A 25,260-nucleotide genomic window follows, 5' to 3' on the forward strand; every position below is an offset into this window, starting at 1 on the left:
GGGCCCGGGCAGCGGGTCGAGCGCGAGATCGTCATCGCGCCCGGCCGCGGTCATCGCGCGGCTGCGACTCGCGACGGGCGGGCGCCGCGGGCGACCGCCAGGACCAGGTCCGGCCCCTGGTAGATGAAACCGGAGTAGAGCTGCACCAGCGCGGCTCCGGCGTCGAACATCCGGGACGCGTCGTCGACCGACATGATCCCGCCCACTCCGATGATCGGCAGCCGGCCGCCGCTCTCGGTGTGCACGAACCGGACCACCTCGCGGGCCCGTGCGGTCAGCGGCGCCCCGGACAGCCCGCCGGACTCACCGGCGAGGTGCTGGTCGGCGGAGGCGAGCCCGTCCCGCGACAGCGTGGTGTTGGTGGCGATGATGCCGGCCGCGCCGTGTTCCAGGCAGACCTCGAGGAGCTCGGCGATGGCGGGCTCGGTCAGGTCGGGCGCGATCTTGACCAGCACCGGCACCGGCCCGGCGAGGGCGTTCAGCAGGGCCGCGATCGAGTCCTTGTCCTGCAGGGAACGCAGGCCCGGAGTGTTCGGCGAGGAGACGTTCACCGCGATGTAGTCCGCGTACGGCTGGAGCAGCCGGTAGGACGTGAGGTAGTCCTCGACCGCGTCCTCCAGCGGCGTGACCTTGGACTTGCCGAGCGAGATGCCGAGCGGCACGTCGAGCGGGCCCAGCGCCGCCAGGCGGTCGGCCAGGGCTGCCGCGCCGGCGTTGTTGAAGCCCATCCGGTTGATGATGCCCTCGCTGGCCTTGGCCCGGAACAGGCGCGGCTTGTCGTTGCCCGGTTGCGGCTTGGCGGTGACGGTGCCGACCTCGACGAAGCCGAAGCCGAGCGCCGGCCACGCGGGCAGGGCGATGCCGTTCTTGTCCATGCCGGCGGCCAGGCCGACCCGGTTCGGGAACCGGACGCCGAAGACCTCGACCGGGTTGGCGAAGCCGTACCACCGGCGCATGGCGGCCAGGGCCGGGGCGGGCAGCGCGGCGAGCCGGTTCAGCGTCCACTCGTGGGCGTGTTCGGCGTCACCGCCGCCCAGCCGGAACAGAGCCGGCCGGGCGACGTTCGAGAACAGGCTCACGAGGCCACCCGCGAGGCGAGGGCCGCGCCGCGGCGAGCGGGCCCGGTCATGCCAGGTCACCGCGGAGGATCTTGTGCAGTTCCTGGAGCGGGCGGACCGTCATGTCGCCGGCGCGGAGCGCCTCGATGCCCATCACCGCCGCGGCAGCGCCCGGCACCGTGGTGATGCTCGGCACGTCGGCGGTGACCGCGGCGCTGCGGATCTCGTATCCGTCGAGGCGGGCGCTGGCGCCCGAGCCCTGCGGCGTGTTGATGATCAGCGCGATCTCGCCGGCCAGGATCAGCTCGACCGCGTTGCGCTGCCCCGGGTTCTCGTAGTGCTTCGGGACGATCTCGCAGTCGATGCCGTACCGTCGCAGCACCTCGCCGGTGCCGGCCGTGGTGACGATCTCGAAGCCCAGGTCGGCGAGCCGCTTCACCGGGAAGATCATCGACCGCTTGTCCCGGTTGGCGACCGAGACGAAGACCTTGCCGCTGGTCGGCAGCGAACCGTAGGCGGCGGCCTGCGACTTGGCGAACGCCTGGCCGTAGCCGGCGTCGATGCCCATCACCTCGCCGGTCGACTTCATCTCCGGGCTGAGCAGGCTGTCCACGTTCTTGCCGGAGAGGGTGCGGAACCGCTTGAACGGCAGCACCGCCTCCTTGATCGCGATCGGCGCGCCGTCCGGCGTGGTGCCGCCGTCGCCCTCGGGCAGCAGCATGCCCTCGGCCCGCAGGTCGGCGATGGTGGCGCCGAGCATGATCCGGGCGGCCGCCTTGGCCAGCGGCACCGCGGTCGCCTTGGAGACGAACGGCACGGTCCGTGAGGCGCGCGGGTTGGCCTCCAGGACGTAGAGGGCCTCGTCCTTGAGCGCGTACTGCACGTTCATCAGGCCGCGCACGCCGATGCCGCGGGCCAGCGACTCGGTGTAGCGGCGGACCTCGGCGATGTGCGAGGCGGCCAGGTTGATCGGCGGCAGCGAGCAGGCCGAGTCGCCGGAGTGGATGCCGGCCTCCTCGATGTGCTCCATGACGCCACCCAGGTAGACCTCGCCGGTGGCGTCGCAGAGCGCGTCAACGTCGATCTCGATGGCGTCGTCCAGGAACCGGTCGACGAGCACCGGGTGGTCCGGCGAGATCTCGGTGGCCCGCTCGATGTAGCCCTTGAGCGTCGGCTCGTCGTAGACGATCTCCATGCCTCGGCCGCCCAGCACGTAGGACGGGCGTACCAGGACCGGGTATCCGATCGTGTCGGCGATGGCCTTGGCCTCGCTGAAGCTGGTGGCGGTGCCGTGATCCGGCGAGCGCAGCCCGTTGTCGTTGAGCAGCGCGCCGAACAGGCCACGGTCCTCGGCCAGGTCGATCGACTCGGGGCTGGTGCCGACGATCGGGATACCGGCGGCCTTGAGCCGGTTCGCCAGCCCGAGCGGGGTCTGGCCACCGAGCTGCACGATCACGCCGATCACGCCGGGGCCGCCGGCGGCCTTGCCGGAGCTGTCCTCGGCGTGGAACACCTCGAGGACGTCCTCGAAGGTGAGCGGCTCGAAGTAGAGCCGGTCGGCGGTGTCGTAGTCGGTGGAGACCGTCTCCGGGTTGCAGTTGACCATGACGGTCTCGAAGTCGACCCCCCGCAGCGCCTGCACGGCGTGCACGCAGGAGTAGTCGAACTCGATGCCCTGGCCGATCCGGTTCGGCCCGGAACCCAGGATGATCACCTTGGGCCGGTCGCTCGGCGCCACCTCGGTCTCCTCGTCGTACGACGAGTAGTGGTAGGGGGTGTTCGCCTGGAACTCGGCGGCACAGGTGTCCACGGTCTTGTAAACCGGGCGCAGGCCGATCCGGTGCCGCAGCGCGCGGACGCCGTCCTCACCGGCCAGCTCGGGCCGCAGCACGGCGAGCTGGCGGTCGGAGAGCCCGGACCGCTTGGCCCGGCGCAGCAGGTCCTCGTCGAGGACCGGCGCGGCCAGGATCTCGGCCCGCAGGTCGACCAGGGCCTTGATCTCGTCCAGGAACCACGGGTCGATCCGGCCGCTGGCCTCGTGCACCTGCTCGACCGTCGCGCCGAGCCGGAACGCCCGCTCGACGGTGTAAAGCCGGCCGTCGTGCGGGATCCGCAGCTCCGCCAGGGTCTCCTCCAGCGTCTGCGGGCCGTCCTCGAGAGTCCAGAAGCCGACGGCCTTGGTCTCCATCGACCGCATCGCCTTGTTCAGCGCCTCGGCGAAGTTGCGGCCCAGGCTCATCGCCTCGCCGACCGACTTCATCGTGGTGGTGAGCTCCTTGTCCGCGCCCGGGAACTTCTCGAACGCGAACCGCGGGATCTTGACGACCACGTAGTCCAGGGCCGGCTCGAAGGCGGCCGGGGTCTTGAGCGTGATGTCGTTGGGGATCTCGTCGAGGGTGTAGCCGATGGCCAGCTTCGCCGCGATCTTGGCGATCGGGAAGCCGGTGGCCTTCGACGCCAGCGCCGAGGACCGGGAGACCCGCGGGTTCATCTCGATCACGATCATCCGGCCGTCGTCCGGGTTGATCGCGAACTGGATGTTGCAGCCGCCGGTGTCCACGCCGACCTCACGGAGCACGGCGATGCCCAGGTCCCGCAGCTTCTGGTACTCCCGGTCGGTGAGCGTCATGGCCGGGGCCACGGTCACGCTGTCGCCGGTGTGCACGCCCATCGGGTCGATGTTCTCGATCGAGCAGACGACCACGACGTTGTCGTGCTTGTCGCGCATCAGCTCGAGCTCGTACTCCTTCCAGCCGAGCACGCTCTCCTCGATGAGCACCTCGTGCACCGGGGAGGCGGCCAGGCCGGCGCCGGCGATCTGCTCCAGGTCCTCGGCCGTGTGCGCCATGCCGGAGCCGAGGCCCCCCATGGTGAACGACGGCCGGATGACGACCGGCAGGCCGATCTCGGCGACCGTCGCGCGGACCTCGTCCATCGAGTGGCAGACCCGCGAGCGCGGGGTCTCGCCGCCGGCCTTGGCGACGATGTCCTTGAAGAGCTGGCGGTCCTCGCCCTTGCGGATGGCGTCGACGTTGGCGCCGATCAGCTCGACGCCGTACTTCTCCAGGACGCCGCTCTCATGCAGGGCGATCGCGGTGTTCAGCGCGGTCTGGCCGCCGAGGGTCGGCAGGATCGCGTCGGGGCGCTCCCGGGCGATGACCAGCTCGACGAACTCGGGCGTGATCGGCTCGACGTAGGTCGCGTCGGCGAACTGCGGGTCGGTCATGATCGTGGCCGGGTTCGAGTTGACCAGGGAGACCCGGATGCCCTCGGACCGCAGGACCTGGCAGGCCTGGGTGCCCGAGTAGTCGAACTCGCAGGCCTGGCCGATGACGATCGGGCCGGACCCGATCACCATGACGTGCTTGAGATCTTCACGTTTCGGCATGTCGGTCAGCCCTTCTTTTCCACGAGCTCGACGAACCGGTCGAACAGGTAGTCCGCGTCGTGCGGGCCGGCAGCGGCCTCGGGGTGGTACTGGACGGTGAAGGCGGGGACCTCGAGGCCCCGCAGACCCTCCACCACGTTGTCGTTCAGGCAGACGTGCGAGACCTCGACACCGCCGAACTCGGTGTCGATGCGCTGCCCTACGGGTGCGTCCACGGCGAAACCGTGGTTGTGGCTGGTCACCTCGACCTTGCCGGTGGTCTTGTCGAAGACCGGCTGGTTGATGCCGCGGTGGCCGTACCCCAGCTTGTAGGTGCCGAAGCCGAGCGCGCGGCCGAGGATCTGGCTGCCGAAGCAGATGCCGAACAGCGGCATCTCGCGGCGCATCACCTCCCGGGCGAGCGCGACCGGGCCGTCGGCCGTGGCCGGGTCGCCGGGGCCGGGCGAGAAGAACACCGCGTCCGGGCTGACCGCGAGCAGGTCCTCGATCGAGGAGGAGGCCGGGAAGATGTGCGTGGTCACGCCGCGTTCGGCGAGCCGGCGCGAGACGTTGCGCTTGATACCCAGGTCGAGCGCGGCGACCGTGTAGCGGTGCTCGCCCTCGGCCTTCACGGTGTAGAGCGCGTCGGTGGTCACCTGAGCGGACAGGTCGGCGCCGAGCATCTGCGGCTGGGCCTTGACCCGCTCCAGCAGGGCGGCCGGGTCGAGGTCGACGCTGGACACGCCGACCCGCATGGCGCCGCGCTCCCGCAGGTGGCGGGTCAGGGCGCGGGTGTCGACGCCGCTGATGCCGACGACGCCCTCGGCCGCCAGGCGCTCGCCGAGGTCACCGGTGGAACGCCAGTTGGACGGCCGGCGGGCCGGATCGCGGACCACGTAGCCGGCGACCCAGATGCGGTCGGACTCGTCGTCCTCGTCGTTGACGCCGGTGTTGCCGATCTGCGGCGCGGTCTGCACGACGACCTGCCGGTGGAACGAGGGGTCGGTGAGCACCTCCTGGTATCCGGTCATGCCGGTGGTGAACACCGCCTCGCCGAACGTCTCGCCGACGGCGCCGTACGCCGTGCCGTGGAATGTCCGCCCGTCCTCCAGGACGAGGATTGCCTTCGACGTCACTTAACTGCCTTCCCGTCCAGAACCGTCGCCTCGCCCCGCAGGAAGGTCGCCACGATGCGACCGGGCAGGGTCATGCCCGCGTACGGCGTGTTGCGGCTGATGCTCGCCAGCTCCGCCGGGTCGACGACCCGCTGGACCGACGGGTCCACCAGCGTGAGGTTGGCCGGAGTCCCGGCCTTCGTGAGGTCGCCGCCGTGCCCGTCCAGCCCGGCGATGCGGGCCGGCGCGATCGACATGCGGTCGGCGATCAGGTCCCATTTCGGGCCGAAGACGCTCAGCACGATCGGCAGCGCGGTCTCCAGGCCGAGCATGCCGGGCCGGGCGTACGACCACTCGCATTCCTTGTCCTGCACGGCGTGCGGCGCGTGGTCGGTGGCCACCACGTCGATGACCCCGTCCAGCAGGGCCTGACGGAGGGCTTCGACGTCGCTGCGCGTCCGCAACGGGGGGTTGACCTTGAAGACCGGGTCGTAACCCTCCGCGCGCTCGTCGGTGAGCAGCAGGTGGTGCGGGGTGACCTCGGCGGTCACCCGGACGCCACGGGCCTTGGCCTGCCGCAGCACCTCGACCGACCCGGCGGTGGAGACGTGGCAGACGTGCAGGCGGCTGCCGACGTGCTCGGCCAGCAGCACGTCGCGGGCGATGATCGCCTCCTCGGCGACCGCCGGCCAGCCGGTGAGCCCGAGGCGGGTGCTGACCTCGCCCTCGTGCATCTGCGCGCCCTCGGTGAGCCGCGGCTCCTCGGCGTGCTGGGCGATGACGCCGTCGAACGCCTTCACGTACTCCAGGGCGCGGCGCATCAGCTTGGGGTCGGCCACGCAGAAGCCGTCGTCGGAGAAGATCCGCACGTCGGCCGCCGAGGACGCCATCGCGCCGAGCTCGGCCATCTGCTTGCCGGCCAGGCCGACCGTGACCGCGCCGATCGGCTGCACGTCGACCAGGCCGGCCTCCCGGCCCAGGCGCCAGACCTGCTCGACCACGCCGGCGGTGTCGGCGACCGGCGACGTGTTGGCCATCGCGCAGACCGCGGTGTAGCCGCCCAGGGCGGCGGCGCGGGAGCCGGTCTCGACGGTCTCCGCGTCCTCCCGGCCGGGCTCGCGCAGGTGGGTGTGCACGTCCACCAGGCCGGGCAGCGCGACCAGGCCGGCCGCGTCGATGACCTCGGCGTCCGGCACCGGAGCGGAGATCACCCCGTCGTTGATGTACAGGTCGGTCGGCGCGGCGCCGAGGATCGAGACGCCCTTGAGCAGGTACGCCATCACTTGCCTCCCAGCAGCAGGTAGAGGACGGCCATCCGGACGCTGACGCCGTTGGCGACCTGTTCGACGATGGTGGAGCGGGGCGAGTCGGCCACCTCGGGCGCGATCTCCATGCCCCGGTTCATCGGACCGGGGTGCATGACGACGGCGTGCTCGGGCAGCTTCCTCATGCGCGGCATGTCGAGTCCGTAGCGACGGCTGTACTCCCGGGCGGAGGGGAAGTAGGAATCCTGCATCCGCTCGGTCTGCACCCGCAGCATCATCACGACATCCGAGTCGGGGAGAACGCTATCGAGGTCGTACGACACTTTCGTGCTCTTCGACAGCGCGGCGGCCACGTCCAACGGGATCAGGGTGGGCGGCCCGACCAGTGTGACGTCGGCGCCGAGGGTGGTGAGCAGCAGGACGTTGGAGCGCGCGACCCGACTGTGAAGCACGTCACCCACGATCGCGACCTTGAGGCCGTCCAGCCGGCCCAGCCGGGACCGCATCGTGTAAGCGTCCAGCAGCGCCTGCGTCGGGTGCTCGTGGGTGCCGTCGCCGGCGTTGACCACCGAGCCGTCCACCCAGTTCGCCAGCCGGTGCGGGGCGCCGCTGGCCGAGTGCCGGATCACCACGGCGTCGGCGCCCATCGCCTGCAGGGTCAGCGCGGTGTCCTTGAGGCTCTCGCCCTTCGACACGCTGGAGCCCTTGGCGGAGAAGTTGATGACGTCGGCGGAGAGCCGCTTGGCGGCCGCCTCGAAGGAGATCCGGGTCCGGGTGGAGTCCTCGTAGAAGAGGTTGACCACGGTGCGGCCGCGCAGCGCCGGCAGCTTCTTGACCTCGCGGCCGGAGAGCGCGGCCATCTCGGCGGCGGTGTCCAGGATCAGCGTGGCGGTGGCCGCGTCCAGGTCGGCGGCGGAGCGCAGGTGCTTGATCACGTGAGGCCTCCGATCAGTTTGACCTCGTCGGCGCCGTCGATCTCGGTGAGCGCCACCTTGACGCTCTCGCTGAGCGCCGTCGGGATGTTCTTGCCGACGTAGTCGGCGCGGATCGGCAACTGCCGGTGACCGCGATCGACCAGGACGGCGAGCTGCACCGAGCTGGGCCGGCCGAGATCCTTGAGGGCGTCCAGGGCGGCGCGGACCGAGCGGCCGGAGAAGAGCACGTCGTCGACCAGGATCACCCGCAGGCCGTCGATGCCACCGGCCGGCAGCTCGGTCCGGCCGAGCGCGCGGGTGGCCTGGAGGCGCAGGTCGTCGCGGTAGAGCGTGATGTCCAGGGAACCGACCGGCACGTCGACGCCCTCGAAGGCGTGGATGCGGGCCGCGAGCCGGTGGGCCAGCGGGACGCCCCGGGTGGGGATGCCGAGAAGCACGGTGCCGGTGGCGCCGGAGGTCTTCTCCAGGATCTGATGGGCGATGCGGTCGACGACCCGGTGCAGGTCGGACCCCGCCAAAATGATCTTGCTGGGCGCGTCTGCGCGTGGCTGCGCCACGGCGGACCTCCTTCCCCGCCTCACGGGACGGGTCGTTAAAGGATGTCGGTGCGGGTCCCGCGAAAGACATGGACCCGCTGGCTGACGCTACGTTACCAGCGGACGCCACGTTCCTGATGGTGACGTGTCTGACTAGAGCAGACCGGACAAATCCCCTCGTGTAGGGATACAGCCGGTGACTTTGGGGCGGGCCAGCGCGACTCATCGGTAACCAACACTTGACCGGCGGTCGCAAACTCCGTACCGTCACGCAGCGTAGCGATCCGTGAGGAAAGGAACCCTCACGGGCCAGCACAGTACCGGGAGTGTCCATATGCCGTCTGAGTACGCGAAGTCGCTGGGCGCTCGCCTGCGCTCCATCCGCCAGCAGCAGGGCCTGTCCCTGCAGGGGGTCGAAGAGAAGTCCAACGGCCGCTGGAAGGCGGTCGTCGTGGGCTCCTACGAGCGGGGCGACCGTGCGGTCACCGTGTCGCGCCTGGCCGAACTGGCCGACTTCTACCGGGTGCCCGTCTCGGAACTGCTGCCCGACGGCAGCGGCATCCGGCTCGAGGCCACCAACAAGATCGTGCTTGACCTCGAGAAACTGTACGACACCACCGGCGAGGACCTCGCCTACGTGGCGCGGTACGCCCGAGCGATCCAGCAGCAGCGCGGCGACTACAACGGCCGCGTCCTCTCCATCCGTGCCGACGATCTGCGCGCCCTCGCCATCGTCTACGACATCTCGCCGTCCGGCCTCATCGAGCGCCTGACCGAGCAGGGTGTGCTCGTCGCCGACCCGCGCGCTTTCTTCGCCAGCTGAAGAAGCGCCGGCCCGGCTTAACAGATCAGCAACACCCCGTAGTGCCCCCCGTAAAGCCCGCGTCCCCCCGGCGCGGGCTTTCGCGTATACGCAGAAACGGCCCGGACGCGAGCGTCCGGGCCGTTCCTCATGCAGATCAGCGAGTGGCGAACGCCGCGATCCGGTCGAGCAGCCCGTTGAGGAAACGCGGGCTGTCGTCGGTCGACATCTCCTTCGCCAGCTCGACCGCCTCCGTGATCGCCACCGGGTCGTCCACGTCCGCCTCGTAGAGCAGTTCGTAGACGGCGATCCGGGCCAGGTTGCGGTCCACGGTCGGCATCCGGTCGATGGTCCAGCCCTCGGCGTAGCTGGCGATCAGCTCGTCGATGCGGTCCAGATTCTTCGCGACACCGTCGATGAGCGTCTTCGAGTACTCGAGATGCTCGGGGTGCGGGCGGGCGATCCGGTCCAGGTAGGTGAGCAGCACCTGGCCCGGCGGCAGATCACGCAGGTCGGCCTCGAAGAGGACGTCCAGCGCACGCTTGCGCGCCTTGCGGCGCGCAAGCCGTTCCTTCTTGGGACCTTCGGCCATCAGCTGCGGCCGAGGTAGCGGCCGTCGCGGGTGTCGACCTTGATCTTCTCACCGGTGGTGATGAAGAGCGGAACGTTGACGGTGGCGCCGGTCTCGACCGTGGCCGGCTTGGTGCCGCCGGTGGAACGGTCACCCTGCAGGCCGGGCTCGGTGTAGGTGACCTCGAGGAACACGCTGGTCGGCAGCTCGATGTAGAGCGGCACGCCCTCGTGCAGCGCGACCGTCGCCTCGGCCTCGGGGAGCAGGTAGTTGGCGTTCTCGCCGACCGTGCCGCCGGGCACGTGGATCTGGTCGTAGGTGTCCAGGTCCATGAAGACGTAGTCGTCCCCGTCCTGGTACAGGTACTGCATCGTGCGCTTGTCCACGGTCGCGGTCTCGACCTTGGTGCCCGCGTTGAAGGTCTTGTCCACCACCTTGCCGGAGAGCACGTGCTTCAGCGTGGTCCGCACGAAGGCCGGACCCTTGCCCGGCTTGACGTGCTGGAACTCCACGACGCTCCACAGCTCGCCGTCGAGGTTGAGCACCAGGCCGTTCTTCAGGTCGTTGGTGGAAGCCATGTCCTGCCTTTGATATCCGGAGCGTGATCTTGATACGTATCGGTGACCGAACCACTCTACCGGCGCGAACCCTGGGCGAGCGAATCGGGCCTACCGCCCGATGTGCTCCAGGGCCAGGCGATATCCGTCAAAGCCGAGACCCGCGATCACCCCGGTCGCGACCGGTGAAATCACCGAATGGTGCCGGAACTCCTCACGCGTGTGCACGTTCGAGATGTGCACCTCGACCAGTTTGCCGCGCAGCATCGCGCAGGCGTCCCGTACCGCGTAGTTGTAGTGCGTCCAGGCGCCCGGGTTGAGCACCACGTCGGCGCCCTCGTCGGCGGCCTGGTAGAGCCATTCGAGCATCTGGTGCTCGGCATTCGTCTGCCGGACCTCGACGGTCACGCCCAGATCGTCGGCCGTGTTCTTGCAGAGGTCGATCAGGTCCTGGTACGTCGAGGAGCCGTAGACGCCGGGCTCGCGCAGGCCCAGCCGGCCCAGGTTCGGCCCGTTCAGCACGTAGATCATCGGGCCACCGCCGCGTAGGCCGCGCGCAGCACGTCCTCGTCCGGCCCGGCCAGGATGCCCGGCTTCGCCAGGCCGTCCAGGACGACGAAACGCAAGGTGGCCGCCCGCGCCTTCTTGTCGACGCGCATGGCGGGCAGGAGATCGTCGAAAGCGTCCGCCCGGTACGCCGTGGGCAGCCCCAGCGACTCCAGGACCGTCCGGTGCCGCGCGGCCGTGGCCTCGTCCAGCCGCCCGGTCAGCCGCCCCAGCTCAGCCGCGAAGATCAGGCCCACCGCGATGGCGTCGCCGTGCCTCCAGGTGTACTTCTCGTGTCGCTCGATCGCGTGACCCAGCGTGTGGCCGTAGTTGAGGATCTCCCGCAGCCCGGACTCCAACAGGTCCACCCCGACCACGTCGGCCTTCACCCGGATCTTGCGCTCGACCAGCTCGCGCAGCACGTCGCCGCGCGGGTCCAGCGCCGCGGCCGGGTCCGCCTCGATCAGCTCCAGGATCCGCGGGTCGGCGATGAACCCGCCCTTGACCACCTCGGCCAGACCGGCCGCGATGTCCGCGGCGGGCAGCGTGTCCAGGGCGTCCAGGTCGCAGATCACCCCGGCGGGCGGATGGAAGGCGCCGACCAGGTTCTTGCCCGCGGCGATGTTCACCGCGGTCTTGCCGCCGACCGCGGCGTCGACCATGCCGGCGACCGACGTGGCGACCGGCACCCAGCGGACCCCGCGCAGCCAGGCCGCCGCGACATAGCCGGCCAGGTCGGTGGTCGCGCCACCCCCGACACCCACCACCACATCGGTACGGGTGAAACCCGCCTCGCCGAGGGTGTCCCAGCACCGGGCCGCGACCTCGATCGACTTCCCGCGCTCGGCGTCGGGCACCTCGATCGGCACCACCGTGGCGGCCCCGGCCGCCGCGGCGACGGCCTCGGCGCGCGCCCGCAGCGCCGGCGGGTGCAGCACCGCCACCCGGGCCGCGCCCTCGATCATCGACGGCAGCTCGCCCGCCAGGCCTCGGCCCACGACCACGTCATATGGACGGTCACCCGTCACCGGAATCCGCGTCACCACGGCTCACACCCTATTAGGCCCCGATCGCGGGACCCCGCAGGGCCGCGGCGTGGTCCACCAGACGAAACGCCCGGCCCGGCAACCAGGACGCACCGCATCCCTCCCTCTCCTGCCCCGAGGGACCGCGCCGCCCGGCCGAACGTCAGGTTGCGCCGGGCCGCTACTCTCACGGCCGCAACACGGGGGAGATCATCTATATGACCATGAATCGTCGTGCCGCGCTCCGGGCGGCACTGTTCACCGCGGGCGGCGCGGCACTGGGCGCCACCGGGGTCGCCGGCGTGCCCAAGCTGCTCGGCTGGGACCGGCCGCCGGTGAGCGGAGGCTACGCGGCAGCCGCGGACGCCCCGGAGACGCTGAAGGCCGCGAACCTGAGCGTGCGGTACTTCGTGGAGACCGACGAGCCGGTGGTGGCGTTCACCTTCGACGACGGGCCCGCGCCGAACTGGACGCCGATGGTGCTCGACGCGCTCGACGAGGCGGGCGTGCCGGCCACCTTCTTCATGGTGGGCGGCAACCTGGAGAAGCACGCCGACCTGGTACGCAACCGGATGGGCCGGCACGAGATCGGCAACCACTCGTGGTCGCACGACGACCTGGCCACTCTGGACCGTGCCGGTGTGCTGGACGAGCTGAACCGCACCCACGACATGATCAAGAAGGTGTTCGGCCGGGAGACCACCATGCTCCGCCCGCCGTACGGTCATCTCGGCGGGTCCACGGTGCTGGCCGCCGACTGCCTCGACTACGACATCGTGCTGTGGTCGCACCTGATGCGCGAGCTGCACTTCCAGAACGACCCGGACGGCCAGGTCCGCGACATCGTGAACAACGTCAAGCCCGGCTCGATCATCCTGGCCCACGACGTCGGCAAGGATCACCGGCTGGTGTCGCTGCGCGGGCTCAGCGCCATGTTCGCCGGCCTGAAGGCCCGCGGTTACCGCTTCGCCACCGTCTCCGAGCTCATCGCCCTGGAGAAGCCGAAGCCCACGGCACCCGGCGCCGCCTGAATCCCTCAGTTCTCCGCTGCAGGGCCGGCACAGCTTTTCAGTCCTCCGCCGCGGGCCAGCACGGCCACGACTTCGGCGGTGATGCTCGGCTCGTCGCGGCCGTCGGTGGCGACCGTGTGGGTGGCCACCTCCCGGTAGAGCGGACGGCGCTGCTCCAGCAGGTGCTTCAGGGTGGCGCGCGGGTTCAGCGCCAGCAGGGGCCGGCCCGCGCCGAGGCCCACGCGCTTGATCGCGTCGGCCAGCTCGACGGACAGGTAGACCACGGTGTGGCCGGCGAGGAGCCTCCTCGTACCCTCGTCGAGGATCGCACCCCCGCCGAGCGCGAGAACGCCACCGAACGTCTCCAGGGACTCCGCCACGACCTCGCGCTCGAGGGCGCGGAACGCGTCCTCGCCGTCGTCGACGAAGATCTCCGGGATCGGCTTGCCGGCCCGCTCCTCGATGATCGTGTCGGTGTCGGCGAAGGGCACACCCAGTTCGGCCGCGACCGCGGCGCCGACGGTGCTCTTTCCGGCGCCCATCACCCCGACGAAGACCGCCGCGGGGGCCATCAGTGGATGATCAGGTTGTCGAGGTACGACTGCAGGTTGCGACGGATCTCCGCGACCGAGTCACCGCCGAACTTCTCCGTCGCCGCCTCGGCCAGCACCAGCGCGACCATCGCCTCGGCGACCACGGCCCCGGCCGGGACCGCGCAGACGTCGGACCGCTGGTTGATCGCGGTGGCCGCCTCGCCGGTGGTGATGTCGATGGTCTGCAGCGCCCGGTTCAGCGACGAGATCGGCTTGAGGGCGGCACGGACCCGCAGCGGCTCACCGTTGGTGATGCCACCCTCCAGGCCGCCGGCCCGGTCGGTGATCCGCTTGACGCCGTCCGGCGTCCCGATGATCTCGTCGTGCGCGACCGAGCCCCGGGACCGGGCCTGGGTGAAGCCGTCGCCGATCTCCACACCCTTGACCGACTGGATCGACATCAGCGCGGTGGCGAGCCGGGCGTCCAGCTTGCGGTCCCACTGCACGTGCGAGCCGAGACCCGGCGGCACGTTGTAGGCGAGCACCTCGACGATGCCGCCGAGGGTGTCGGCGTCCTGCTTGGCGGCGTCGACCTCGGCCACCATCCGGGCGCTGGCCTCCGGGTCGAGGCAGCGCAGCGGGTCGGCGTCGATCCGGTCGAAGTCGTCCGGGGTGGGGATCACGCCGGGCTTGGCGGCGACCGAGCCCAGCTCGATCACGTGCGAGACGATGTCGATGCCGAGCGCCTGCTTGATCAGCTGCTTGGCGACCACGCCGACGGCGACGCGGGCCGCGGTCTCCCGGGCGCTGGCGCGCTCCAGGATCGGGCGGGCGTCGGCGTGCCCGTACTTCTGCATGCCGGCCAGGTCGGCGTGCCCGGGGCGGGGCCGGGTCAGCGGGGCGTTGCGCGCCTGCGCGGCCAGCTCGGCCGGGTCGACCGGGTCGGCGGCCATCACGGTCTGCCACTTGGGCCACTCGGTGTTGCCGACCCGGATGGCGACCGGCGAACCCTGGGTCACCCCGTGCCGGATGCCACCGATCAGCTCGAGCTCGTCCTGCTCGAACTTCATCCGCGCGCCGCGCCCGTAGCCCAGGCGACGGCGCACGAGGTCACGCATGATGTCCTCGCTCGTCACCTCGACCCCGGCGGGAACGCCCTCGAGCAGCGCGACGAGCGCCGGACCATGAGATTCACCTGCAGTCAGCCAGCGCAACACCGCAACAGTCTGGCACGAGGCCGATACCGGGCGGCACCCCAGGCCACCCCGATCCCGCCCTCCGGAACTCAGCCGCGGTTGCGGACCGCCTCCTCCAGAGCCTTGCGCATGGCCTCCTCCGGCGCCTCGGGCAGGCCGGTGAACTGCTCGAACTGGCTGAGCGCCTGGGCCAGCAACAGATCGAGGCCGGAGAAGACCGGAACCCCGTGCGCGGTGGCGGCGGCCGCCAGGGGTGTCGGCCAGGGGTCGTAGAGGGCGTCGAAGAGCACGCTTCCGGGCCGCCAGGTGACCTGAGCGGCCAGGTGGTCGGCGGCGCCCTTCGGCACCGTGGCGATGACGGCGTCGGCGTCGAACGCGGCGACCGCCGCGTCCCACGGCACCCCGGCGAGGGTGATGCCGAGAGCGACGGCCACCGGCTCCAGCTCCTCGCGGGCCTCGGGACGCCGGGTCACCAGGGTCACCGTCTCGGCGCCCAGCTGCGCGGCCGCGCCCAGGGCGGCGCGGGCGGTGCCGCCGCCGCCGAGCACGGTGATCCGCGGCGGGTCGACCTTGGCGGCGTGCCGGCCGGTGCCGGCGCCGAGGCCGGCCTCCCGCAGCACCTGCACCATGCCGACGACGTCGGTGTTGTCCGCGTGCCAGCCGCCGTCGGCCTGGCGGACCAGGGTGTTCGCGCAGCCGACCGCGATCGACAGCGGCGACGCCGAGGCGGCCAGCCGCAGCGCGGCCTCCTTGAGCGGCATGGTCAGCGACAGCCCGGCCCATTCCGGGCCGAGGCCGGCGACGAGATCGGGAAGCTCGGACTCGGCGCACTCGATCGCCGTGTAGGTCCAGTCGAGCAGGCCGGTCGCGGTGAAACCGGCGGTGTGGATGAAGGGCGAGAGCGAATGCGCGATCGGCTTGCCGCAGACGGCTGCCCTCCGCGCGGTCGGCTTCCCGTCGGTCGGCGGGGTCTCCTCGGGCTTCTGCACGGGCCTCACTCTACGGGTGGACCCGTGCGGACCGCCCTCACCCACACGCGGGCGTCAGCAGTCGGACAGCGGGATCCCGTTGGCGCAGGCCTTGTCCTTGTTCTTCTCGTGTTCGGCGTCGGTGGACGCGAACGCCGAGCGGCCCTGCTTGTCGACGGCGACGAAGAACAGCCAGGACGCGGTGGGCGGTTTCATCGCCCCGGTCAGCGCCGACTTGCCCGGATTGTTGATCGGCCCGACCGGCAGGCCCACCACGATCTCCGAGTTGTACGGGTTCTTCGGGTCGTTCATCTCGGCCGCGGTGAGCTTGCCGGAATGCTTGGCGTCCTTGCCGTTGAGCTGGAGCCAGTAGTTCGTGGTCACGTCGAACTGCAGCGGGATCTTGTTCTTGTACGCCCGGTTGTAGGCGACCCGGGCCACCTTCGGCAGATCCGCGGCGACACCCGCCTCGGCCTGGGCCAGCGACGCCACCACGAGCGCCTCGAACGGGGCGATGCCGCCGAGGTTGCGGGGCACGTTGTCGGCGAACTGGAGCTGGCCGGTCACGGTGAGGAACTGGTCCACCATGGTCCGCAGGATCTGCTGGGCGTTGGCGGTCGGGTCGAACTCGTACGTGCTCGGGAAGAGGAAGCCCTCGATGGTCTTGGCCACCGGCCGGCCGTCGGTGCGCTTGAACCACCAGTCCGGCACGCCGAGCGCCTCGGGATCCTTCGCCGCCGCCTCGAAGTCCTTGACCGGGATGCCGGTGGCCTTGGCAAGCAGGTCGTACGTCTGCCGGGCGGTCTTGCCCTCGGGGATCGTGACGCCCCGGCTGATCCGGGTGTTCGGGTCGAGGAGCTGGGCCACGGCCTGCTTGGCGGCCATCTGCTTGCGCAGCACGTACGTCCCGGACTGGATGTTCTTGCTGCGCGGCTCGGCGTCGGCGGCGTTGAGGAAGGCCTTGGTGCTCTTCACCACGTCGGCCTCGACCAGCTCGTTGCCGATCTCGGTGAGCGACGAGTTCTTGATGATCGTCACCTGGACCGGGGTGCTGCCGGAGCCCTCGTAGTCGGCGGCCACGAAGAAGCTCTTGACCTTGGTGTAGCCGAAATAGACGCCGCCGCCCAGCACGCCGAACAGCAGAAGCGTGAGGAACAGGGCGATCGCGGACCGTCCCCGGCTCTTGCGCGCCCGGGGATCACGCCGGGATCCGCCCGATTCGGCGTCCTCTTCGAACGCCACGTCCAATTCGTCGATCATCCCGCCTGCCTCCGCTGCCCGTCCGGCTCCGTGGTCAGAACGCGACCAGCACTGACGCGCACCATACCCACATCGATGCCACCCCGCCCACCCCCGGACCTTGCCTAACGCGTGGGGCCGACCGGAGACACCCGCCCGGCCACACGAACGCGTGAGCTGATCAGTTGTTGCAGATCGGAATGCCGTTCTTACACGCCACCTTGATGTTGGCCTGATGCTCGGCGTAGGTCTTCCCGTACGCCGTCCTGCCCTTCTTGTCGACCGTCACGAAGAAGAAGTACGGGCTCTTCGGCGCGGTGATCGCGCCCTTGAGCGCGTACTCACCCGGGTTGCTGATCGGGCCGATCGTCATGCCGGGCGCGTTGTACCGGTACGGGTTGTCCTCGCTGTGCATCTCGTCGATGGTGAGCTTCTCCGACGACTTGCCCTCCTTGCCGTTCAGCCGCAGCCAGTAGTTGACCGTACTGTCCAGCTGGAGGCAGTTGCAGGGGAAGTCGCCGGAGTACGCCCGGTTGTAGAGCACCCGGGCCACCGGCCCCATGTCCTCCGGAAGCAGCGCCTCGACCTGGGCGATCGACGCGGCGACGAGGGCCTCGTACGGCGAGATGTTGAGCTTCGCGGCGCCGGCGGCGAAGTTGAGCTTCGTCATCTCGGCGTTGAAGTTCTTGATCATCATCTTGAGGATGTCGGCCGCGGTCGCCTTCTCCGGGATCTCGTAGGTCGCCGGGTACAGGAAGCCCTCGATGTTGGCCTTGTCGACGGTCTTGCCGTCCTTGCGGACCAGCCAGGCCGCCGGGACGCCGAGTTTCGAGATGTCCTTGGCGGCCGCCTCGAACTCCTTGACCGGGATGCCGCTCTCCTTCGAGAGTGCCGCGAAGACCTGCATCTTCGTCCAGCCCTCGGGGATGGTCACGCCCTCGACCGCGAGATTCTTGCGGTCCAGCAACATCAACAGCGCGTCGCTGGCCTTCATCTCCTTCTTGAGCTTGTACGATCCGACTTGAATGTTCTGACTGTCGGGATTGTCCTTGGCCGCGTTGACGAAAGCCTGAGCGCTCTTGACCACACCAGCGGATTCGAGCGTCTTTCCGATCGCCGGGGCGAACTGGTCCTTCTCGACCTTGACGATCACCTCGCCGGTGCCCGGGCCGTCGTAATCGGCGGCGAAGAAGGCGCCGCCGTAGCGGTCGTAGGCGAACCAGGCGCCGCCGCCGAGCACGCCGAACAGCGCCAGGACCATGACGAGCGCGAGGACGGACCGGCCGGCTCCCTCCTTCTTGCGATGACGCCATCGCCCGGGATCCGGATTGTCCTCGTACTTGAGCTCTTCCATCTCGCCGATCAATTAAGTCTGCCTCCGCTGCGCGTTGAGCCAGCTCTGCAGGATCTCCACAGCCGCCGCCTGATCCACGACCGCCCGCTGGCGCTTGCCCTTCACCCCACGCTCGGACAGCCGGCGGCTGGCGACGACCGTGGACATGCGCTCGTCGGTGAGCAGCACCGGAACCGGCGCGAGCAGCGCGCTCAGCCGTTCCACGTACGCCCGGATGTGGCCGGCCGCCACACCCTCGCGCCCGTTGAGCGCCACCGGGAGCCCCACCACGACCTCGACCGCCTCGAACTCGGCGGTCAGCCGGGCCAGCTCCGTCATGTCCTTCGGCGTGCCGTCGTCACCGGTCTCCCGGTCCCGCGGCACGGTCACCACCGGACTGGCCAGGATCCCGTCCGGATCGCACTTGGCGACCCCGATCCGCACCTGGCCGACGTCCACACCGAGGCGTACACCCCGAGCGAAGGGCACCGTCACGCCCTCACCCTGCACAGCAGCAACACGCGCCTCCCGTCCCGATGAGCCTAGACGCGAAGAGTAGCGATCGATCTTCCCGAAGATCGCCTCCGATCGCGCCCAGAAGCTTAGCCGCATAGCTGGCCGGAGCGCCGCCACCCTGTACAAGGCCTAAATCTCCGCTAAGGAACGGCACACCCAGACAACAGGAATGATCACTGTCCGTGAGATACGAAAGCGCCCCAGGGCTTCCCCCAGGGCGCTTGCGTCACCACGAACCTCAGGTCGAGTCGACCCGACCTCAGGTCACATCGAGCAGAGCCTTCTCGATCGCGCCGAGCAGACGCGGGGCCTCCGCCGCCGGCACGCCGCCGCCCTGCGCCAGGTCGGCGTTGCCGCCACCCCGGCCGGACAGCGCCGCCTTCACCAGATCCTGCGCGGAGACGCCACGACTCTTGGCCGCCGCGTTGATCGCCACGATCAGCGACGCCTTGCCGTTGGCCCGGGCGGTCACCGCGACCACCGCGGGACGCGCCGCGTCGATCTTGCCGCGGATCTCCTGCGCCAGCGTCCGCACGTCGTTGCCCGCCGCACCCTCCGGGGCCTCGGTGCCCACGTACGCGACACCGCGCACGTCCCTGGCCTGCTCGGCCAGCGCGCCCGCGCCGCCGAGAACCATCTGCGCCCGCAGCTTCTCCAGCTCCTTCTCCGCGTCGCGCAGCGCCGTCACGGTCTGCTCGACCCGGTCGGCGACCTGATCGCCGGGCACCCGGAACAGGTCGGCCAGGCGGGACACCAGCAGGTGCTCCTTGGCCAGGAAGCCGAACGCGTCCAGACCCACCAGGGCCTCCACGCGCCGCACGCCGGAGCCGATCGACGACTCGGTGAGGATCTTCACCAGGCCGAGCTGACCGGAGCGGGACACGTGGGTGCCACCGCACAGTTCCCGCGCGTAGTCACCGACCTCGACGACCCGCACCTCGTCGCCGTACTTCTCGCCGAACAGCGCCATCGCGCCGAGGCGCCGCGCCTCCTCCTGCGAGGTGACGAACGCGTTGACCTCGAGGTCGCGCAGCAGCACCTCGTTGATCTGCTGCTCCACGTCGAAGAGCACCGACGGGTTCACCGCGCCCGGGGTGTGGAAGTCGAACCGCAGCCGGCCCGGCGCGTTCAGCGAGCCCGCCTGGGTCGCCGACTCGCCGAGGAAGTTGCGCATCGTCTGGTGCACCAGGTGCGTCGCGGTGTGCGACCGGGAGATCGCCTTGCGCCGGGTCATGTCGATCTCGGCCAGCGCCGTCTCGCCTTGGCGCACCTCACCGCGCACCACACGCGCCTTGTGCACGATCAGGCCGGGCAGCGGCTGCTGCACGTCGACGATCTCCAGCCGGCCACCGCCGACGTTGATCACACCGGTGTCCGCCTGCTGGCCACCGCCCTCCGCGTAGAACGGCGTGGCGTCCAGCACCAGCTCGACGAAGTCGCCCTCGCCGGCCACCTCGAGCCGGCCCGAGCCGCCGATCAGCGCCCGCACCCGGGACTCGCGGGTGATCTCCTGGTAGCCGGTGAACTCCACCGCGCCGCCGGCGTCCAGCGCCGAACGGTACGCCGACAGGTCCGCGTGACCGGTCTTGCGCGCCGCCGCGTCCGCCTTCGCCCGGGCCCGCTGGTCGGCCATCAGCCGGCGGAAGCCCTCCTGGTCGACCTGCAGACCCTGCTCCTGCGCGATCTCGAGGGTCAGGTCGATCGGGAAGCCGTACGTGTCGTGCAGCTGGAACGCCTTGTCACCGGAGAGCTGCCCGCCACCGGAGGACTTGGTCTCGGTGATCGCGGTGTCCAGGATCGTGGTGCCGGACTTCAGCGTGGACAGGAAGGCGTCCTCCTCCGCGTACGCGTACGTGGAGATGCGGCCGAACTCCTTCTCCAGCTCCGGGTACGACGGGGACATGCAGTCCCGCGCGATCGGCAGCAGGATCGGCAGCGCCGGCTCCTGCCAGCCCAGCAGGCGGATCGCCCGGATCGCCCGGCGCATGATGCGGCGCAGCACGTAGCCACGGCCCTCGTTCGACGGCACGATGCCGTCGCCGATCAGCATCAGCGCGGTGCGCACGTGGTCCGCGATCACCCGCAGGCGCACGTCGTCCGGGTGGCTCTGGTTCGCCGCGTGGCCGGAGCGCTTGCCGTACTCCTTGCCGGTCATCTCGGCGGCCTTCGCCAGGATCGGGCGGACCTCGTCGATCTCGTACAGGTTGTCGACACCCTGCAGGATCGACGCGATGCGCTCCAGGCCCATGCCGGTGTCGATGTTCTGCTTCGGCAGGTCACCGACGATCGTGAACTCTTCCTTCGACTTCACGTCGGTGATCTCGTGCTGCATGAAGACCAGGTTCCAGAACTCCAGGTACCGGTCCTCGTCGACCTCCGGGCCACCTTCGGCGCCGTACGCCGGGCCGCGGTCGTAGTACAGCTCCGAGCACGGGCCCGCCGGGCCGGGGATGCCCATCGACCAGAAGTTGTCCTTCTTGCCGCGGCGCACGATCCGCTCGGCGGGCAGGCCGGTCTGCTTCCAGATCTCGATGGCCTCGTCGTCGTCGAGGTAGACGGTCGCCCAGATCTTCTCCGGGTCCAGGCCGAAACCGCCCTGCTCGACCGGCTTGGTGGACAGCTCCCAGGCCAGCGGGATCGCGCCCGCCTTGAAGTAGTCACCGAACGAGAAGTTGCCGTTCATCTGGAAGAACGTGCCGTGCCGGCTGGTCTTGCCGACCTCGTCGATGTCCGGGGTGCGGATGCACTTCTGCACGCTCGTGGCGCGCTGGTACGACGGCGTCTGCTGCCCCAGGAAGAACGGGACGAACTGCACCATGCCGGCGTTGATGAACAGCAGGTTCGGGTCGTCGATGGCGGGCAGCGGGGCACTCGGGACCACCGTGTGCCCGTTCGCCTCGAAATGCGCCAGGAAGCGCCGCTTGACTTCCGCCGTTCTCATCGATTTCCCTCTTCCTGCGAGCCGGGCCACGCGTCGTCACGCAACTCGGCGAATTTGTCCTCGTACAGCTCACCCGCGGCGAACGCCTCGTTGATCTGCTGCTCCCGCTCGGCCATTCCCTCGCGGACGTCCTCCACGAAGCTACGCAGCGACTCGACGAGACCGCCAGCGGATTCCGACAGCGAGGTGGCGATCCCCGTAGGGGTGAACTCGTTCGCCTTCTGATTGAGCTTGCGGACCACGAGGGCGCCGACGGCCAAGCCGACGCCGAGCCACAGCAGGCGCTTCATGACGTCTCTCTACCTCTCTAGCGGGCGGACTTGCGGCGCTGCTTGATGGCGGCGCGGACCTCGCGCTCCTCCTCGGCGGACCGGCGGGCGGCCGAGGCCTTGCGCAGGCCGTATCCGAAGGAGGCCACCTTGACCAACGGGTTCGCGGCGGCGGCGGACACGACGGTGACCAGGTTCGCGACGTTCGCGGTCACGTTCTGGGCGTGCTCCGTCATCGTGTCGACCTTGGCCAGTTGCAGGTTCACGCCGTCCAAAGAGACCTGGACCTGGCCGAGCGCGGTGTTCACGTTCTCCACCGTGTGGTTCACGTTGGTGAGCAGTGGCCCGGTCCGGTCGGTCAGATCGTTGATGGCGTTCGTCGTGGCGTCGATGGTGCGCCCCAGCTTGAGGATCGGCACGGCCAGCACGAGGACGAGCATGGCGAAGGCGCCCGCCGCGACGAGACCTGCGATATCTCCGGAATCCATGTGGCGCGTTCTCCTATTCGGGTGGTCACGGGGTTCGGCGGGACGACTAGCAGACCCTACCGTCCGTGACCACCACGCGCGTCACGACGTCTTGGGTGTCGACTGTAAGAGCGGATCGTCGGTCGGCAGCACCGTCTCCGGCGTCTGCCCGAGCGGCCCCGGCGCGGGGTCCGTCTCACCCCGATGATCGACCAGAGTGTTCTGCACCTTGATCCGCACCGACGATCCGGTGCACGTGCCGGGATCCGCGGGGACCGCGGCCTCCGCGCCGGCCGACGGGTTCAGCCCCGCGGCGAACTCGTCCACGGCACAGTCCGGCAGGCCCACGTACAGGTCCAAAGTGAGCTCGTCCTGCCGCCAGCAGGTGTGCGCCTGCTCCTCGGGCCGCTCCGGGGCCTCACAGGCGGCGTTCGTCCACTGGTCCCAGCCGGCCTCGGTGAGCGCCTTCGCGTACGCCGCCGTGGTCTCCTTCAGATCCCCCGCCGAGTCGGCCTCCCGCTCCCGGAACGAGCACTTCAGGAAACAGAACGCGCTGCCGCTCTCCTGATCCTTCGGCCCCTGCGAGAACCGGCTGTCCACCTTCAACTCGTTCAGCGACGCGAAGACGGGGTCGCTCGCCATCGCCCGGACCCCGAAGAACGCCGGCAGGACCAGCAGCACGAGCGCCGCCAGAGAGATCAACGTCACCAGTCGCAGCCGTCGTTCGGTGCGCAGCTTGTGGCGCAGTTCGGCCCCGGCGCCGCGCAGCCCGCCGTCCGGTTCGGCGTCCGCCGCACGGCTGGGCGGCTGCCCACTGCGGGCGACATCCTCTTCCGGTACGCCCGGAGCACCGCCCCGCACCGCCGCGACCGCCCGGCCGTTCCCCGGCCCGGCACCACCCGGCGCCCCGGGACCGGAGGCCACGACAGCCCGCCCGGCACCCGAACCGGCGTTTCCGCCACCGACGCTCGCCGCACCGACACTGGCCGCACCCGTCGCCGGGCCTCGGACAGCACCGGTCGCCGGCCCCGAACCCGCCGGGGCTACACCCGCCGCGCCCTTCGCCGTGCCCGGACCCGCCGAACCCACGCCCGCCGCGCCAGGACCACCGTCGGCGCCTCCGGATTTCCGGCCGGGCACTGCCGCCCCACCGCGCACCGGACCCGGGCCGCCCACTGCCGCACCATCCCGTGACGGCCCGTCCACTCCGGGTCCACCCGGGCCGGGCGCACCGTCCGGCCCGCGGCGCTGCGTCCCACCCGGACCACCATCCGGGCCGTCCATCCCCCGACGGAAACCACCCGTCGACTCACCATCGGAGCCGGGCATTCCGGTGGGGACGTCGGCCGGGCCGGGCAGCGGGCGACCGTCCGGGCCGAGCCTGCCACGGCCGGGCGCCACAGCACCCATCGCCGCCGAAGGAGCTCCGTCGGGGCCGACCGGACCGTTGCCGGGCGCCACCGCGCCACCGCGCGCCTGGCCGGGGCCGAGTACCTGAGCACCACCGCGAGCCTGCCCCGGACCGGGCACCTGGGCGCCGCCGCGAGCCTGCCCCGGACCGGGCACACCCTCGGCCGGACCGGGCACCTGGGCGCCACCTCTGGCCGGGCCGGGGCCGGGTACTTGAGCGCCACCCCGAGCCTGAACCGGACCGGGCACCTGAGCGCCCCCTCTGGCCGGGCCGCCGGGACCCGCGGGAGACATGCCACCGGGACCGGTGGGGCCGTTCGGGGCACGGCCGGGGGCAGCGCCCATCGCCTGGACGGCACCGGCGGCGGGCACCGCGGCGCCGGCGCGTGCTGCTCCGGACCCGTCCGGGCGTGCGCTGCCGTGACGGCCGGTGTGCTCCTCGCCGTCGGCGGTGAACGGAACGGTGCCCGGCGCTTCGGCACGGGCGCCGCGACGGCCGGGGCCGGCCTGTTCGGGCACGGCGGCCCCACCCGGAACGCCGCGCTCCTCGCCCGTCTGCGGCGGGATCGTGGCGCCGCGACGGACCGGGCCGGTCCCGGGCCGCTGGATCACTCCGGAGGTGCTGTCGGCCATGGCTCCCGCGCGCCCGGGCACTGCCGGGGTACGGGCGCCCTGCCGCCCCGGAACCACCGGCGGAACCACGGCAGCCCCCCGCACCGGCCGCCCGTCGCCGGGCCCGATGCGGCGCGGCGCCGGAACGTCCGAGGTCCCGGTGAACCCACCGGCCTCCGGCTCGTCCGGATCGGTGCCCCGGCTCGCCTCACGACGGCGGCGTTCACTGCGGGAACGCCCGCCACCCGTGCCGGAACCGTCGGCTCCGGGCGGTCCGTCCTCGCCGTCCTGCGCTTCTCCCGGCCGGCCTTCACCGCGGCGCCGGACGACACTGCGTGTCCCGGAGTCACCGTCCGGCTGCACCACACCGTGGGCCCCGGTGTCCGTCCCGGTCTGCACGAAGGCATGGCTTCCGGTGTGGGTTCCGGTCTGCACGTAAGCGTGGCTGCCCGTGTGGGTCCCGGTCTGGACGACGGGCTGGCCGCCGGTGTTCGTGCCGGTCTGCACGAAGGCGTGGCTGCCGGTGTCCGTCCCGGTACGCACATAGGAATGCGAACCCGTGTCGCCGCCCACCCGCGGCCCGCCGTCAGGCGCGCCGTGGCGGCCGGGACGCCCGCTGTCCGGCCCCTGCGGGGAGCCACGGTGCCCACCGTCGCCGTCGGGTGCCGCATGGCCGGGCTGACCGCCCCGCCCGTGCCGGCCCGTCGGTTCTTCGGCGGCGGCTCCTTCGGCCAGCGCCCGCCGATTCCGGCCACGGCTGGACCGCTCGTCCCCAGCGGCCGCAGCACCGCCGTAGGTTCCGGCAGCTCTGCGCCCTTGCGGCCCATTCGGAATGGCACCCGACTGGTTCACCGCGTCATGACCAGCCGGAATCGGACCCGACTGATGAACGGCTTCGTAACCGCTCGGAATCGGACCCGACGAATGGACAGCGTCGTAACCGCTCGGAATCGGACCCGACGAATGGACAGCGTCGTAACCGCTCGGAA

Annotated in this window: 22 protein-coding genes; 2 read left to right on the forward strand and 20 right to left on the reverse strand. The window is 70.7% G+C overall.

Annotation, left to right across the window (positions count from 1 at the left end):
• Positions 1 to 50: 50 nt before the first annotated feature.
• The 6 genes from Aut01nite_RS07525 to pyrR are packed head-to-tail and all read right to left on the reverse strand — an operon-like array spanning position 51 to position 8,321.
• Positions 51 to 1,079 carry a quinone-dependent dihydroorotate dehydrogenase gene (locus tag Aut01nite_RS07525; protein ID WP_043528590.1) on the reverse strand — a complete coding sequence of 343 codons (1,029 nt, stop codon included), beginning with the start codon at positions 1,077 to 1,079 and terminating at the stop codon, positions 51 to 53.
• 46 nt (positions 1,080 to 1,125) lie between these two features.
• Positions 1,126 to 4,446 (reverse strand): carbamoyl-phosphate synthase large subunit, encoded by a 3,321-nt coding sequence (carB, locus tag Aut01nite_RS07530; RefSeq protein WP_043528498.1) that lies wholly within the window; start codon positions 4,444 to 4,446, stop codon positions 1,126 to 1,128.
• 5 nt (positions 4,447 to 4,451) lie between these two features.
• The gene (gene carA / locus Aut01nite_RS07535; RefSeq protein WP_043528500.1) at positions 4,452 to 5,561 is read right to left on the reverse strand and encodes a glutamine-hydrolyzing carbamoyl-phosphate synthase small subunit; all 1,110 of its coding nucleotides are present in this window, start codon (positions 5,559 to 5,561) and stop codon (positions 4,452 to 4,454) included.
• Positions 5,558 to 6,823: a dihydroorotase gene (locus tag Aut01nite_RS07540; protein WP_043528502.1), complete on the reverse strand. Its 1,266-nt coding sequence runs from the start codon at positions 6,821 to 6,823 to the stop codon at positions 5,558 to 5,560. The genes carA and Aut01nite_RS07540 overlap by 4 nt, the downstream gene beginning before the upstream one ends.
• Positions 6,820 to 7,740 (reverse strand): aspartate carbamoyltransferase catalytic subunit, encoded by a 921-nt coding sequence (locus Aut01nite_RS07545; RefSeq protein WP_043528504.1) that lies wholly within the window; start codon positions 7,738 to 7,740, stop codon positions 6,820 to 6,822. The genes Aut01nite_RS07540 and Aut01nite_RS07545 overlap by 4 nt, the downstream gene beginning before the upstream one ends.
• Complete coding sequence (gene pyrR / locus Aut01nite_RS07550; RefSeq protein WP_373871454.1) at positions 7,737 to 8,321, reverse strand: bifunctional pyr operon transcriptional regulator/uracil phosphoribosyltransferase PyrR; 585 nt, start codon at positions 8,319 to 8,321, stop codon at positions 7,737 to 7,739. The genes Aut01nite_RS07545 and pyrR overlap by 4 nt, the downstream gene beginning before the upstream one ends.
• 289 nt (positions 8,322 to 8,610) lie before the next feature.
• Between pyrR and bldD the strand changes: the two genes are divergently transcribed.
• Positions 8,611 to 9,099 (forward strand): transcriptional regulator BldD, encoded by a 489-nt coding sequence (bldD, locus tag Aut01nite_RS07555; RefSeq protein WP_014446326.1) that lies wholly within the window; start codon positions 8,611 to 8,613, stop codon positions 9,097 to 9,099.
• 136 nt (positions 9,100 to 9,235) lie between these two features.
• Here the strand turns inward: bldD and nusB are convergent, their stop codons facing one another.
• The 4 genes from nusB to aroB form a co-directional block, all read right to left on the reverse strand.
• On the reverse strand, positions 9,236 to 9,670 hold the full coding sequence (gene nusB, locus Aut01nite_RS07560; protein WP_043528508.1) for a transcription antitermination factor NusB: 435 nt from the start codon (positions 9,668 to 9,670) through the stop codon (positions 9,236 to 9,238).
• Positions 9,670 to 10,227 (reverse strand): elongation factor P, encoded by a 558-nt coding sequence (gene efp, locus Aut01nite_RS07565; RefSeq protein ID WP_043528510.1) that lies wholly within the window; start codon positions 10,225 to 10,227, stop codon positions 9,670 to 9,672. The genes nusB and efp overlap by 1 nt, the downstream gene beginning before the upstream one ends.
• Positions 10,228 to 10,317: 90 nt before the next feature.
• Positions 10,318 to 10,737, reverse strand: a complete 420-nt coding sequence (gene aroQ, locus Aut01nite_RS07570) for a type II 3-dehydroquinate dehydratase (RefSeq protein WP_083999479.1) — start codon at positions 10,735 to 10,737, stop codon at positions 10,318 to 10,320.
• Positions 10,734 to 11,798, reverse strand: a complete 1,065-nt coding sequence (gene aroB, locus Aut01nite_RS07575; protein WP_043528512.1) for a 3-dehydroquinate synthase — start codon at positions 11,796 to 11,798, stop codon at positions 10,734 to 10,736. Before aroB ends, aroQ begins: the two co-directional genes overlap by 4 nt.
• Before the next feature lie 197 nt (positions 11,799 to 11,995).
• Here aroB and Aut01nite_RS07580 point away from each other — a divergent pair, with 197 nt between their 5' ends.
• Positions 11,996 to 12,808: a polysaccharide deacetylase family protein gene (locus Aut01nite_RS07580; protein ID WP_043528513.1), complete on the forward strand. Its 813-nt coding sequence runs from the start codon at positions 11,996 to 11,998 to the stop codon at positions 12,806 to 12,808.
• Between the two features lie 5 nt (positions 12,809 to 12,813).
• Here the strand turns inward: Aut01nite_RS07580 and Aut01nite_RS07585 are convergent, their stop codons facing one another.
• From Aut01nite_RS07585 to Aut01nite_RS07630, 10 genes are all read right to left on the reverse strand, one after another.
• Positions 12,814 to 13,359 carry a shikimate kinase gene (locus Aut01nite_RS07585; RefSeq protein ID WP_052164134.1) on the reverse strand — a complete coding sequence of 182 codons (546 nt, stop codon included), beginning with the start codon at positions 13,357 to 13,359 and terminating at the stop codon, positions 12,814 to 12,816.
• The gene (gene aroC / locus Aut01nite_RS07590) at positions 13,359 to 14,537 is read right to left on the reverse strand and encodes a chorismate synthase (RefSeq protein WP_043528515.1); all 1,179 of its coding nucleotides are present in this window, start codon (positions 14,535 to 14,537) and stop codon (positions 13,359 to 13,361) included. The genes Aut01nite_RS07585 and aroC overlap by 1 nt, the downstream gene beginning before the upstream one ends.
• 68 nt (positions 14,538 to 14,605) lie before the next feature.
• Complete coding sequence (locus tag Aut01nite_RS07595; protein WP_052164135.1) at positions 14,606 to 15,505, reverse strand: shikimate dehydrogenase; 900 nt, start codon at positions 15,503 to 15,505, stop codon at positions 14,606 to 14,608.
• A 54-nt stretch (positions 15,506 to 15,559) separates the two neighbouring features.
• Positions 15,560 to 16,744 (reverse strand): endolytic transglycosylase MltG, encoded by a 1,185-nt coding sequence (mltG, locus tag Aut01nite_RS07600; protein WP_043528516.1) that lies wholly within the window; start codon positions 16,742 to 16,744, stop codon positions 15,560 to 15,562.
• Positions 16,745 to 16,904: 160 nt separating this feature from the next.
• On the reverse strand, positions 16,905 to 18,077 hold the full coding sequence (mltG, locus tag Aut01nite_RS07605; protein ID WP_173476713.1) for an endolytic transglycosylase MltG: 1,173 nt from the start codon (positions 18,075 to 18,077) through the stop codon (positions 16,905 to 16,907).
• 12 nt (positions 18,078 to 18,089) lie between these two features.
• Positions 18,090 to 18,551 (reverse strand): Holliday junction resolvase RuvX, encoded by a 462-nt coding sequence (ruvX, locus tag Aut01nite_RS07610; RefSeq protein ID WP_052164136.1) that lies wholly within the window; start codon positions 18,549 to 18,551, stop codon positions 18,090 to 18,092.
• A gap of 280 nt (positions 18,552 to 18,831) precedes the next feature.
• Positions 18,832 to 21,513: an alanine--tRNA ligase gene (gene alaS, locus Aut01nite_RS07615; protein ID WP_043528519.1), complete on the reverse strand. Its 2,682-nt coding sequence runs from the start codon at positions 21,511 to 21,513 to the stop codon at positions 18,832 to 18,834.
• Positions 21,510 to 21,803 (reverse strand): hypothetical protein, encoded by a 294-nt coding sequence (locus tag Aut01nite_RS07620; protein WP_043528521.1) that lies wholly within the window; start codon positions 21,801 to 21,803, stop codon positions 21,510 to 21,512. The genes alaS and Aut01nite_RS07620 overlap by 4 nt, the downstream gene beginning before the upstream one ends.
• 17 nt (positions 21,804 to 21,820) lie before the next feature.
• On the reverse strand, positions 21,821 to 22,270 hold the full coding sequence (locus tag Aut01nite_RS07625) for a DUF948 domain-containing protein (RefSeq protein WP_043528522.1): 450 nt from the start codon (positions 22,268 to 22,270) through the stop codon (positions 21,821 to 21,823).
• An 81-nt stretch (positions 22,271 to 22,351) separates the two neighbouring features.
• Positions 22,352 to 23,173 (reverse strand): hypothetical protein, encoded by an 822-nt coding sequence (locus Aut01nite_RS07630; RefSeq protein ID WP_052164137.1) that lies wholly within the window; start codon positions 23,171 to 23,173, stop codon positions 22,352 to 22,354.
• Positions 23,174 to 25,260: the final 2,087 nt, after the last annotated feature.

Origin of the sequence: Actinoplanes utahensis, from assembly GCF_016862455.1 — a bacterium.
Classification (GTDB): domain Bacteria; phylum Actinomycetota; class Actinomycetes; order Mycobacteriales; family Micromonosporaceae; genus Actinoplanes; species Actinoplanes utahensis.